Here is a 12914-nt window from a genome sequence, read left to right on the forward strand (position 1 = left end):
AATCCAATGATTTTATCATTTTGGACATATTTGACGGCTCAGCAAGTCACACGACCAAGCTCTTATTTGCCGATACAGAATTGGCTAAAAATTTTGCCCAAAAGGTCATCTGGTAGGAGTTTGCCCGTTATTTGGCCAAGATGATTTTGGGCCAAAGATAGCTCTTCTGCGAACAATTCAAGCGAATTATTACCATTTGCAGCAAATTTTTCTGATTTTTCAATATGTTCGGCGGCGCGCTCTAAACAATCCAAGTGGCGCCTGCGAGCAACAATTGCCCCTTCTTGAGGGCCACTCCAGCCAACGATTTCGAGAATTTTCTGTTTCAGGGCTTCAATACCCTCGCCTGTTTTCGCTGAAATCAACAAGGCGCTATCTTTTATGACGCCGGAATTTTTATCCAATAAATCAGACTTATTCATCAACTCCAAAACGGGGCAATTGGCGGGTGCGGCATCCAAAATTTGAACCCTTAAATCATTAGCTTCTTTTTCGGCATTCGGGGCGGTCAAGAAAATAATCAAATCTGCCAGACGAATCACATCCCAGGTTCTCTCAATCCCCTTTGCCTCAACCTCGTCCGAGGTTTGCCTTAATCCAGCGGTATCAATAATGTGCATTGGCACCCCCTCAATCTGGATGCTTTCTTTCACTCTATCCCGGGTGGTGCCAGCAATAGGAGTCACGATAGCAACTTCCTCACCGGCCAGCCTATTTAAGAGTGAGCTCTTGCCAACATTGGGAGCGCCAGCCAATACCAGCTGTATGCCATCGCGCAAAATTTTTCCTTGCTTGGCGTTGTTGCGCAGCGCTTGAAGTTTTGTTTTCACTGCCGAAAGACGCTCGCGTGCTTGCGCGTTTTCTAGAAACTCGATTTCTTCTTCGGGGAAATCAAGGGTCGATTCCACCAAAACTCTTAGCTGGGTAATTTCTTCAACAAGACTATTGATGTCGTCTGAAAAGGCGCCCTGCAAGGATCTAGCAGCTCCACGGACGGCTGCCTCACTCTGAGCATCAATCAAGTCTGCTATTGCCTCGGCCTGGGCTAAGTCAACTTTGTTGTTGAGATAGGCGCGTAGAGTGAACTCACCGGGCTCAGCGATAACGAGACCAGCTTCTTTGCCAAGCTCGAGGCAGCGCCTCATTACTAGCTCAAGCAGCTGAGGGCCGCCATGGCACTGCAACTCCAAAACATCTTCGCCAGTAAACGAAGCGGGTGCGGCAAAATAAATTGCTACCAATTGGTCGATGAGCTGCCCGCCCGCATCGCGCAAGCTGAGCAGGGTTGCTTGGCGAGGAGGTAGATCCCTTTGAAAAAGGGCTTTGATGATTGGCCTTAGGTATTGTCCACTCAAGCGGACAATACCAACCCCAGCTTTACCTGGGGCGGTTGCTACAGCAATGATGGGAAGCTTACGAGTCATCATTGCTGTTTGTTTTTCATGAAATGCTATGCCATCAACAAATTACTTGGCTTCTTTTTTTCCAAACATTTGGTTGATCTGCCACTGTTGTGCAATGGACAACAAATTATTAACCACCCAGTACAAAACTAAGCCTGCGGGGAAGAAAAAGAACATGATCGAAAACACGATCGGCATATACAACATGACCTTAGCCTGAATTGGATCTGGTGGGGTTGGATTAAGTTTAGTTTGCACAAACATGGATACCGCCATGATCACTGGCAAGATGTAAAAAGGATCCGGCACCGATAAGTCCTGTATCCAAAGAACCCATGGCGCACCTCTCATTTCGACAGATGACAACAATACCCAGTACAAAGAAATAAATACGGGAATCTGAATCACTACAGGCAAACAGCCGCCCAGTGGATTGATTTTTTCTTTGCGATACATCTCCATCATGGCTTGATTAAGCTTTTGTGGATCACCTTTGTATTGCTCTCTCATCGCCATCAAACGCGGCTGAACCTCTTTCATACGAGCCATCGATTTATAGCTAGCAGCGGAGAGCGGGAAGAAGACCAATTTAATTAAGATTGTTAACAGAATGATAGCCCAACCCCAATTGCCAACATAACCGTGGATTTTTTCCAACAACCAGAAAATAGGTTTGGCAAGAATGGTGAGATAGCCATAGTCCTTCAAGAGCTCAAAACCTGGGGCGATGGTTTCTAAAACTTTTTCTTCTTGTGGTCCAACGAAGAGCTGTGCTTTTTCAGTCACCACTGTTCCTGGCGCAACAATGCCCAATGGGGTCTGCATGCCAACGCGATACAGGCCGTTATCAATTTTTCCAGCGTAGATATCACGCACAACCTTATCGCCCGGAATCCAGGCGCTAGCAAAATAGTGTTGCACCATGGCAATCCAAGCTGGATCTCCTGAAGGCACCTGCTTTGGAAGTGTGATTTTATTTTTATCAATCTCCGTGAATTCAAGTTTATTGAACTTTTCTTTGTCGGTATAAGCAGCTGGTCCAGTAAAAGTGCTAGCAGAGAAAGCACCATCAAACGGTCCAATTTTTTGTTCTTGCGAACCATCACGCACAATCTCGGTATAGAGAACCAAAGGGTTTGGATTTGTCACGCTTTGTGTAACCCGGTGACCGACATCCACCACATAACTTCCTGGATTAAGGATGAAGGTTTTTTCGAGCTTTACGCCACCTCGTTCGCTGGCAAGCACAACAAACGGTCTGCCTGAACCATCTTTGCCAGACTGAACCAACTTAAAGGTGCTTGTATGGTTTGGCAAATCATTGTTGTTAAGGGTGATTAACCCAGATCTCGCAAAATATTTATGGTTTGGTGTGTATTGGAATAGCTCAACCGGTTTTTGTTCCGCAGTTAAGGCTTTGAGGAGTTTTGCATCAATAACATTTGCACCGCTTACGCTTATCTCCAAAACTAGCACATCGTTTTGTAATACAAACTTTTCTGCGCCCTCAATTGAGCCAACATTTGCAGTCGGTGCTGCTGTAGCGGTCTTAGTGGCACCAGAAATTTGTGTGGGCACATCTAATTTACTGGCTGTGCCTGTCTTGTCTGCGGCTGCGGGCGCTGCAACTGGGGCAGTAGCGAACATCGATGGTTTGCCCTCATGAACCTGCCAATTGTTGTACAGCATGAGGCCTGATAGTGAAAACACAGCCCAAAGAATTGTTTTTTTAAAGTCCATTTGTATTCACTTAAATGATTGAGACGTTTGTTTTACCGCAGGATCATAACCGCCTTGTGACAAAGGGTTACAACGCAAAATGCGCCATGCCGTTAAACCAAAGCTTTTGAAAAATCCATAATGATGAAAGCAGTCACAGGCATATTGAGAGCAGCTAGGCACATACTTACACCGCATGCCAATGTAAGGGCTAAGTGCAAGTTGATACAAGCGCACCAAGCTCACTGCGACCTTATTTAAAACGCGCACCCTAAATAAGCTCCATCACCTGAGAGCGCAGGAGATCTTTCTCTTTTTTTCTGAGTCTGCCGCGAGTTTGACGACCAATTGGCTTTTTAAGCTTAAGGACAACATCGTTGTTAAATTCCGTTGCCTGTGCAGTCCAAACTATTTCACGAATCATTCGCTTCAAGCGATTTCGGTCTACGGCGCGTTTAACCAATTTTTTGGCTACTGCAATTCCCAGATCGGGCTTGGCGCCATTTTGAGCGCCCACAGAATACAAGCCCCAAGACAGATTTGTTTTGGGGCGCGATTTAAGTAATTCAGAAATCCTTGCGCTATTCAATGGCTAAATTACACAGCCAAACGTTTGCGACCTTTTGCGCGGCGTGCATTTAACACAGCGCGTCCGCTCTTGGTTTTCATGCGAATACGAAAGCCGTGGGTGCGCTTGCGACGTGTTACTGATGGTTGATAAGTTCTTTTCATGATAGATCCCTGGAAAACCCACTATTTTCCTTGTTGCGAAGCAAAAGGTCAATCTATCTCAATAAATATGTAGGTGTTTTTCTCTATTTTTACTTACTTTTTGACTAAAACATTAATTCATAAGGGATTTTTTCTTTTATTCACAAGTTATCCACAGTTTTTCCACGAACTTTTACCTTGTGGATAACTTTGTGAGGTGGCTACAATGGATTCTCCAAAAATATGAGCAACCTACAAAATCCCCCCGCCTTGAATTCAGTCAGCCCCTTGGGTTTTTGGGATAGCGCCCTTGGTGCCCTGTCCCGCGAGCTGTCGCCTCAGCAGTTCAAAACCTGGATACAGCCCTTAAGGTTTATTTCTTTTGAAGAGAGTGAACATTCACTAACATTGGGTGCACCAAACCGATTTAAGTTAGACTGGATTAAGAAAACTTTTGCGGACCGCTTTCAAGAACTTGCCTCCCAATACTTTGGTAACCCAATTAATGTCAGTTTCGTACTTGCCTTAGAGGGCTCAGCAAGCCCCTCAGTAATGATTGCCGCCAAAGAAGCAGAGGCCTCTGAGGCCAGGGTAGCCATTGAGGTTGCCCCTACCATTTCTGTGGAAGAGCAGTCTTTCGAGATTGAGGATCACTCAAAACTAAACCCAAACCTCACCTTTGAAACCTTTGTAACCGGTAAGGCAAACCAACTAGCAAGGGCCGCATCGATTCAGGTTGCCCACAACCCGGGGACATCCTACAACCCCATGTTTTTATACGGTGGGGTTGGTTTAGGAAAAACCCATTTAATCCATGCGATTGGCAACCACCTTTTAAAAGAAAAGCCAAATGCCCGAATTCGCTATATTCATGCGGAGCAATATGTTTCAGATGTGGTTAGGGCTTATCAACAAAAAGCCTTCGACCGCTTTAAGCGCTACTACCACTCGCTAGACCTTCTTTTGATTGATGATATTCAGTTCTTTAGCGGAAAATCGAGGACCCAAGAAGAATTTTTCTATGCTTTTGAAGCCCTGTTGAGCAACAAGTCCCAGGTCATCATTACGAGCGACACCTATCCCAAAGAGATGGCAGGAATTGACGATCGCCTGATTTCTCGTTTTGACTCTGGCCTAACGGTCGCAATCGAGCCCCCTGAGCTAGAGATGCGGGTAGCTATTTTGATGAAGAAGGCTGTGAGCGAGGGCATCCCCATGAGTGAGGATGTTGCTTTCTTTGTAGCAAAACACCTACGCTCAAATGTTCGTGAGTTAGAGGGGGCTTTACGTAAGATTTTGGCTTTTGTTCGCTTCCACGGTCGCGATGTAACCATAGAGGTTGCGAGAACCGCCCTTAAGGACCTTCTCTCAATCCAGAACCGTCAAATTTCTGTCGAAAATATTCAAAAGGCTGTTGCTGATTTTTACAGCATCAAGGTCGCTGATATGTATTCGAAAAAGCGTCCGGCCAACATTGCGCGCCCACGCCAAATCGCCATGTTTATGGCAAAAGAGTTGACCCAAAAAAGCCTCCCTGAGATCGGTGAGCTCTTTGGTGGAAGAGACCACACTACCGTTCTACACGCCGTTCGAAAGATTGGTGACGAACGGGCGCATGATAGCCAGCTGAACCACGAAATTCACGTTATCGAGCAAACCTTGAAAACTTAATTTTTGCCTGTGGACAAGCTTGTGGGTAACCATGGGGATATGTTTGGGGATTGGTTGTGGATAAATTGTGAAGAGTCCACACTTCATGCAAAAATAGGGTGTTGGTAAAAAGTTATCCCATTTTTATGCAGTCTTTATACAGAAGTTTTCCACAGATTTTTAGACGTTTAATGTGTTGTTTTGTTTGAGGTTTTTGACTTATCCACGGAAAAACGAAGCCTTATTACTATTACTACTAAGATATATACAAGGATTTAAAAGCAATGCAACTTGTTAACACCTCTCGCGATAATTTATTGAAACCACTACAAGTGGTTAGTGGGATTGTTGAGCGTAGACATACACTTCCCATTTTGGCTAACCTCTTATTTAAAAAGAGTGGCGAGAAGGTGTCTTTTGTTTCTACTGATATCGAAATTCAAATTACCACTAACGCAAATTTTGGCGTTGGCTCAGAGGATGTAACGACAACCGTGGCAGCAAGAAAGTTGTTGGATATTTTGCGCGCTTTACCAGAAGGGCCGGTATCGCTCAATCTTAAAGACAATCGCATGGTAGTACAGAGTGGCAAAAGCCGCTTTTCACTGCAAACCCTATCTGCTACAGAATTTCCTGTAATGCAAAGTGTTGGTGAGGTGACGGCAGCCTGGAAGATGTCACAAAAGAGTTTCCGCCAACTGATTAGTCAAGTTCATTTCTCAATGGCGCAGCAAGATATCCGTTATTACCTAAATGGTATGTTGTTGGTGATTGAGGGTAAAGAGGTTGTTGCTGTTGCAACTGACGGTCATCGCTTGGCGTTTTCCCAAGTGGAGCTTGCTGAAGCTCCGTCTGGTTCAGGTCAAAGACAAGAAATTATTATTCCTCGCAAAACCATTCTAGAGTGCCAACACCTTCTTGAAGATTCTGATGAGCCTTTAGAAATCAGCTTAACCGCAAACCAGGTGAAGTTCGCCTTTGGGGACATTGAGCTTATTTCTAAACTGGTTGAAGGTAAGTTTCCAGATTTCCAAAGGGTAATTCCCAAGGGACATAAAAACTCTTTAATAGTTGATCGCGATGTACTGCAAGCTGCACTTCAACGCGCTGCGATTTTGACCACAGACAAATTTAAAGGGGTTCGTTTTTCCTTATCACCAAATCGCATTACCGTTCAATCAACCAATGCTGAGCAAGAAGAGGCGCAGGAAGAAATTGAGACCGAATATGGCGGCGATGCAGTAGAGATTGGTTTTAATGTGAGTTATTTACTAGACGTCTTAGCAAATCTAAAGAATGAAAAAATTCAAATTAGTTTGGGAGATGCAAACAGCAGTGCTGTGATTACATTACCTGGATCAGAGAACTTTAAGTACGTTGTAATGCCAATGCGCATTTAATTTAGAAGAACATGACTGAAGAAAAAAAAGCAGTAGAGCAGTACGGCGCCGCATCGATTCAAATTTTAGAGGGTCTAGAAGCTGTTCGTAAACGTCCTGGTATGTACATTGGAGACACCTCTGATGGCACAGGATTGCACCACCTTGTTTTTGAGGTTTTAGATAATTCAATCGACGAAGCATTGGCGGGATACTGCTCTGAAATTACGGTTGTTATACAAACCGATAATTCCATCTCAATTGTGGATAACGGACGGGGTGTACCAACTGGCATCAAGTACGACGACAAGCATGAGCCAAAGAGAAGTGCGGCTGAAATTGTGATGACTGAGTTACATGCTGGTGGTAAGTTTGATCAAAACAGTTATAAGGTTTCTGGTGGTTTGCACGGAGTGGGTGTAAGTTGCGTCAATGCACTCTCAAAGTGGTTAAAGCTCACGATTCGTCGTGACGGCAAAGCACATTACATGGAGTTTGCTCGTGGCGTTATTCAGAATCGGAACATCCAACAGGAAAATGGCGTTGTCACCTCACCCATTACCGTTACAGGCGACACCGAACTTTCAGGTACTGAAGTTCATTTCTTAGCCGACGAAGAGATTTTTGGAAATGTTGAGTTTCATTACGAAATTCTAGTAAAGCGTATTCGTGAACTCTCGTTCTTGAATAACGGGGTACATATTAAATTGATTGACCAGCGTACTGGCCAGGAAGAAGACTTTGCATTTTCTGGCGGCGTCAAAGGTTTTGTTGAGTACATCAACCAAACCAAAAATGTTTTACACCCTAATATTTTTTATGCCGAAGGCGTTCGCCCTTCCGACCTCGGCGGTCAAATTACTGCTGAAGTTTCAATGCAATGGAATGACAGCTTTAGCGAACAAGTGCTTTGTTTTACCAACAACATTCCCCAGCGGGATGGCGGTACCCACTTAACTGGTTTGCGTGCTGCGATGACGCGAGTCATTAACAAATACATTGATGAAAACGAAGTAGCCAAAAAAGCAAAAGTAGAAATTTCCGGCGATGATATGCGCGAAGGCCTTGCCTGCGTCTTGTCGGTGAAAGTGCCGGAGCCAAAGTTTTCTAGCCAAACAAAAGACAAGCTGGTTTCAAGCGAAGTTCGTGGGCCGGTAGAAGAAATTGTTGCTGAGGCCTTAAGCGCTTACCTGCAGGAGCGACCAGCCGACGCAAAAATTCTTTGTGGAAAAATTGTCGACGCTGCTCGTGCCCGTGAAGCTGCGCGTAAAGCACGCGACATGACAAGACGCAAGGGCGCATTAGATGGTTTGGGTTTGCCTGGTAAGTTGGCAGACTGCCAAGAAAAAGACCCAGCAAAGTCCGAGTTATTTATTGTCGAGGGTGACTCCGCGGGTGGCTCTGCCAAGCAGGGGCGAGATCGTCGCTTCCAGGCAATTCTTCCCTTAAAGGGAAAAATTCTGAACGTTGAAAAAGCCCGCTTTGACAAAATGTTGGCAAGCCAAGAGGTTGTAACACTCATTACGGTATTGGGCACCGGTATTGGTGTTGAAGAATATAAAGCTGACAAACTTCGTTATCACCGCATCATCATCATGACCGATGCGGACGTAGATGGAAGCCACATTCGTACACTACTCTTAACGTTCTTCTATAGGCAGATGCCAGAGCTGATTGAGCGTGGCCACATTTATATTGCTCAGCCACCACTCTATAAAGTGAAGTTTGGTAAGAGCGAGCAATACATTAAGGACGATGCAGAGCTCAATCAATTGTTGCTAAAGATCGCCTTAGAAACCGCCTCTCTCCAGACCCCGACGGGAGAGTTGATTGAGGGCGAATCATTGAACGAGTTGGCCAAGCACTACCAAGTCATTCAGTCGATTGTCGATCGCTTGTCTCGTACCATTGATGAAGATGCGTTGCGAGCCATTGCTTCTGGTACCCAGTTGAATTTGGATACCGATAAATCAGCGCATGAATCTGCGGATCGATTAAGGTTGGCTCTTGCTGATTCGCTCAATCCACTGGCTCTGCCACCAGAAATTATTGTGCAAAAAGAAGATCGCACTGAGCGTTTTCGTTTGTTGTTATCACGCCGTATTCATGGCAACCTCAAGCTATCCACAATTAATTCTGACTTTGTTCATGGCGATGACTATCAAAGCCTTGCGAATGCAGCAGCTGTTTTGTCGGGCAGAGTTTTGCCTGGCACACGGGTGCGCCGCGGAGATCCAGATAAGAATCAAAAAGAGCAAACCATTAATGACTTTAGGGGCGCTTTTTCTTGGTTGTTGTCCGAGGCAGAGCGTGTCTTAAGCCGCCAGCGATATAAAGGTCTTGGTGAGATGAATCCATCCCAACTATGGGAAACCACCATGGATGCGAGCTCTCGCACTTTGTTGCAAGTAAAAATCGAAGATGCAATTGCTGCGGATCAAGTCTTTACAACGCTGATGGGCGACGAAGTGGAGCCCCGTCGCGCATTTATTGAAAAGAACGCACTTATTGCTCGCAACCTAGACGTTTAAATATGGCATCTAAAAAATTAAAACCACCAAAGGTGGACCGGTCTTTTATTGTTGTGAAGTCTTCACCGATCCATGGCAAAGGCGTTTTTGTAGTTAAGCCTATTAAAAAGGGTCAGGTAATCATTGAGTACAAAGGGGAGCGCATTAGTTGGAAGCTTGCCGAGAAGCGCCATCCACACGACCCCAAAGACCCAAACCATACATTTTATTTTTCCCTAGATGATGGTCGCGTGATTGATGCCAAGTACGGTGGCAATGCTGCGCGTTGGATTAATCACTCTTGTAAGCCCAGTTGCGAAACGCGCGAAGATATCTACGACGGTAAGCCACGCGTTTTCATTTATGCCAAGCGAGCCCTTAAGGTTGGTGAAGAACTTTTTTATGACTACTCCCTGGACATTGAGGGTCGCGTCACTAAGCAGATGAAAAAAGATTACGAATGTCGTTGTGGGGCTAAAAAGTGCCGCGGCACAATGCTTGCGCAAGATAAAAAATAAACCACGCACTTTTTATGTTGTACATCACCATTCAAGAGCTTGAGGCGGCCATTAATTATTGGCGCAATCAATCTCCAGCGGTGGGGGATGAGTTGCGTTTATGTCCCGAAGCGGCGGCCCTTGCCAAACCATATGCCCTCATGATTGTTCAGGGCTCGCAACGGATGCCGCTGGATGTTTTGGATGAGCTTGCAAGAACTGCCATTCAAACATTTAATAAGCTGACCCAAAGCTAAGCTATAAACCCCTAAAGTTTAGGGTTATCGCTATATAAAGCAAGCCCGTCTTGGGGTATCCTCAATACCTTGCCCCAGCAAAGGGTAGAGGACAATAGATTGCAAGAAACAATATTAGAGACAATTGGCCTGGGGAAATCCTTTAAGGGGTTTTCTGCTGTTACTGATGTTAACTTAAAGGTGTCAAGGGGGAGTATTCATGCCCTCATAGGACCCAATGGGGCGGGCAAAACCACATGCTTCAATTTGCTAACTAAATTCTTAGAACCCAGTAGCGGTCAAATCTTATTTAATGGTTTAGATATTACAAATGAGGCCCCGGCCTTAATTGCGCGACGGGGAATTATTCGCTCCTTTCAAATTTCAGCTGTTTTCCCCCATTTAAGCGTTTTAGAAAACGTTCGTGTTGCGCTGCAGCGAGGGTTGGGTACAGAGTTTCATTTTTGGAAATCCGGCGACTCTCTCAATATTCTGAACGATCGCGCTTTAGAGCTGCTTCATGAGGTTGGTTTGGAGGAGTTTGCCCACGAGCAAACTTTGAACCTGGCTTATGGACGTAAGCGAGCACTAGAAATAGCAACCACTCTAGCCATGGAGCCAGAATTAATGCTCTTAGATGAGCCTACGCAAGGGATGGGGCACGAGGACGTAGAGCGCGTCACAGAGTTGATTGACCGTGTTGCTAAGGGACGCACCATTTTGATGGTTGAGCACAATATGAAAGTTGTTGCTTCGATTGCTGATCGGATTACTGTGCTCCAGCGCGGGGCTGTTTTGGCAGAAGGCCCTTATCAAGAGGTTTCGAAAAACCCGCTAGTGATTGAGGCCTATATGGGCAGCCACGGGGGCGATAATTTATGAGTGGTATGGCGCTAGAGGTTAAAAATTTAGAGTCCTGGTATGGGGAGTCCCATATTTTGCATGGTGTAAATTTTGCGGTGCGCGATGGTGAGGTTGTCACGCTTTTAGGAAGAAACGGTGCGGGTAGAAGCACCATTCTGAAAACCATCTTGGGCATGACCAGTAAGCGTAAGGGCGTTATCAATGTCTTTGGAGTCGAGACCGTTGATCTCCCAACCTATCAAATTGCTCGTCTAGGCATTGGCTATTGTCCAGAAGAGAGAGGTATTTTCGCCAGCCTAGACGCGCAAGAGAACCTACTCCTTCCTCCAAAGGTTTCTTCTGGTGGCATGGAGCTAGAAGAAATTTACGAGATGTTCCCAAATCTTTATGAAAGAAGAAATAGTCCGGGCACCAGACTTTCTGGTGGTGAGCAGCAAATGCTAGCTATGGCTCGAATTTTAAGAACTGGCGCCAAACTTTTGTTGTTAGATGAGATCACCGAAGGTCTCGCGCCTGTGATTGTCGAAAAGCTTGGTGAAGTGGTATCTAAATTAAGAAATAAGGGCTTTACGATTGTGTTGGTAGAGCAAAACTTTAGATTTGCGGCGGAACTTGCAGACAGACATTATGTGGTTGAAAGTGGTTTGATAGTAGAGGTGGTTGAGCGTGCAGACTTGAAGGCCAAGGCCGAAGTCTTAAACGGTTATTTAGGCGTTTAGTCGGGTGTTTACTTTTAAAGGAAAAACAATGAAGCGGACTTTAATTTCTATGGCAGTGGCAGCCCTAGCTGCAGTTTCTAGTGGTGCGAATGCGGCGGATCCATCCGCTGTAAAAATTGGTTTTATTACTGATATCTCTGGTTTGTACTCAGATATTGATGGTCAGGGTGGCTTGGAGGCGATCAAGATGGCTATTGCCGACTTTGGCGGCAGTGTTTTGGGTAAAAAAATTGAAGTGGTTTCAGCGGACCACCAAAACAAAGCCGATATTGCTGCATCTAAAACTAGAGAATGGATTGACCAAGACGGCGTTACCGTTGTCTTTGGTGGAACCAACTCCGGAACTGCATTAGCAACTTCAAAGGTGGCCGCAGAAAAAAAACGGATTTACATCAATAACGGCGCTGGCACTTCCGCATTAACCAATGAACAGTGCACCCCATACACCATTCACTACACCTATGACACGGTTGCTTTGGCAAACGGCTCAGCTAAAGGGATGATGGATAAAGGCTTAAAGACTTGGTATTTTTTGACTGCTGACTACGCCTTTGGTTATGCCCTTGAGAAAGATGCAACGAACGTGATTAATGCCAGCGGTGGAAAGGTTTTGGGAACATCAAAGCACCCATTAAATGCGAGCGATTTTTCATCTTATCTATTGCAGGCACAGGCTTCAAAAGCTCAGGTTTTGGGCTTAGCTAATGCGGGTGGCGACACCATTAATTCCGTCAAGGCTGCCAATGAGTTCGGCATTACCAAAACCATGAAGATTGCTGGTTTATTAGTATTTATTACTGATGTACACGCAATTGGTATCCAAAATGCACAAGGCTTGCTAGCTACCGAGGCCTGGTATTGGGATCAGAACGACCAGACTCGTAAGTTTGCAAAACGTTTCTTTGAAAAAATGAAACGCATGCCAACGATGGTTCAGGCAGGCAACTATTCATCTACGATGACTTATTTGAATGCTGTTAAGGCGGCCGGTACCAGCGACTCAGACAAAGTGATGCAGCAAATGCGCAAGGTCAAAATTAACGATATGTTCACGAAAAATGGTTATATCCGCAAAGACGGAACCATGGTCCACGACATGTATCTTTATGAAGTGAAGGCCCCAAGCGAAGTCAAAAGTCCGTGGGATTACTACAAGTTAGTTGCTACCGTGCCTGGGGAAAAAGCTTTTGCTCCAGAGGCTTATTCTCAGTGCGCTAATAAGTAAT

Annotated in this window: 13 protein-coding genes; 8 read left to right on the forward strand and 5 right to left on the reverse strand. The window is 45.3% G+C overall.

Annotated features, from left to right (window positions below):
- Positions 1 to 62: 62 nt before the first annotated feature.
- The 5 genes from mnmE to rpmH form a co-directional block, all read right to left on the reverse strand.
- Positions 63 to 1424: a tRNA uridine-5-carboxymethylaminomethyl(34) synthesis GTPase MnmE gene (mnmE, locus tag ICN21_RS00080; RefSeq protein ID WP_216176017.1), complete on the reverse strand. Its 1362-nt coding sequence runs from the start codon at positions 1422 to 1424 to the stop codon at positions 63 to 65.
- A 42-nt stretch (positions 1425 to 1466) separates the two neighbouring features.
- Entirely contained in the window at positions 1467 to 3143 is a 1677-nt protein-coding gene (gene yidC / locus ICN21_RS00085; protein WP_216175925.1) for a membrane protein insertase YidC, read from the reverse strand.
- A gap of 6 nt (positions 3144 to 3149) precedes the next feature.
- Positions 3150 to 3392 carry a membrane protein insertion efficiency factor YidD gene (yidD, locus tag ICN21_RS00090; RefSeq protein WP_215296059.1) on the reverse strand — a complete coding sequence of 81 codons (243 nt, stop codon included), beginning with the start codon at positions 3390 to 3392 and terminating at the stop codon, positions 3150 to 3152.
- Position 3393: 1 nt separating this feature from the next.
- Positions 3394 to 3639, reverse strand: a complete 246-nt coding sequence (rnpA, locus tag ICN21_RS00095) for a ribonuclease P protein component (protein ID WP_370624031.1) — start codon at positions 3637 to 3639, stop codon at positions 3394 to 3396.
- 80 nt (positions 3640 to 3719) lie between these two features.
- On the reverse strand, positions 3720 to 3854 hold the full coding sequence (gene rpmH, locus ICN21_RS00100; RefSeq protein WP_011903922.1) for a 50S ribosomal protein L34: 135 nt from the start codon (positions 3852 to 3854) through the stop codon (positions 3720 to 3722).
- 222 nt (positions 3855 to 4076) lie between these two features.
- Between rpmH and dnaA the strand changes: the two genes are divergently transcribed.
- The 8 genes from dnaA (at position 4077) to ICN21_RS00140 (ending at position 12913) form a co-directional block, all read left to right on the forward strand.
- Positions 4077 to 5504, forward strand: coding sequence for a chromosomal replication initiator protein DnaA (gene dnaA / locus ICN21_RS00105; RefSeq protein ID WP_255534137.1), 1428 nt, complete (start codon positions 4077 to 4079; stop codon positions 5502 to 5504).
- Between the two features lie 263 nt (positions 5505 to 5767).
- Positions 5768 to 6883 (forward strand): DNA polymerase III subunit beta, encoded by a 1116-nt coding sequence (gene dnaN / locus ICN21_RS00110; RefSeq protein WP_216175927.1) that lies wholly within the window; start codon positions 5768 to 5770, stop codon positions 6881 to 6883.
- Positions 6884 to 6894: 11 nt separating this feature from the next.
- On the forward strand, positions 6895 to 9393 hold the full coding sequence (gene gyrB, locus ICN21_RS00115) for a DNA topoisomerase (ATP-hydrolyzing) subunit B (protein WP_216175928.1): 2499 nt from the start codon (positions 6895 to 6897) through the stop codon (positions 9391 to 9393).
- A gap of 2 nt (positions 9394 to 9395) precedes the next feature.
- A complete protein-coding gene (locus tag ICN21_RS00120) occupies positions 9396 to 9890 on the forward strand; it encodes an SET domain-containing protein (RefSeq protein ID WP_215319423.1) in 495 nt (164 codons plus the stop codon).
- A gap of 14 nt (positions 9891 to 9904) precedes the next feature.
- A complete protein-coding gene (locus tag ICN21_RS00125) occupies positions 9905 to 10126 on the forward strand; it encodes a DUF3717 domain-containing protein (RefSeq protein ID WP_215296065.1) in 222 nt (73 codons plus the stop codon).
- Between the two features lie 99 nt (positions 10127 to 10225).
- Complete coding sequence (locus ICN21_RS00130) at positions 10226 to 10987, forward strand: ABC transporter ATP-binding protein (RefSeq protein WP_216175929.1); 762 nt, start codon at positions 10226 to 10228, stop codon at positions 10985 to 10987.
- Positions 10984 to 11688, forward strand: coding sequence for an ABC transporter ATP-binding protein (locus tag ICN21_RS00135; protein ID WP_216175931.1), 705 nt, complete (start codon positions 10984 to 10986; stop codon positions 11686 to 11688). Before ICN21_RS00130 ends, ICN21_RS00135 begins: the two co-directional genes overlap by 4 nt.
- 28 nt (positions 11689 to 11716) lie before the next feature.
- On the forward strand, positions 11717 to 12913 hold the full coding sequence (locus ICN21_RS00140) for an ABC transporter substrate-binding protein (RefSeq protein ID WP_216123415.1): 1197 nt from the start codon (positions 11717 to 11719) through the stop codon (positions 12911 to 12913).
- Position 12914 lies beyond the last annotated feature (1 nt).

Origin of the sequence: Polynucleobacter sp. AP-Feld-500C-C5, from assembly GCF_018882265.1 — a bacterium.
Taxonomy (GTDB): Bacteria; Pseudomonadota; Gammaproteobacteria; order Burkholderiales; family Burkholderiaceae; genus Polynucleobacter.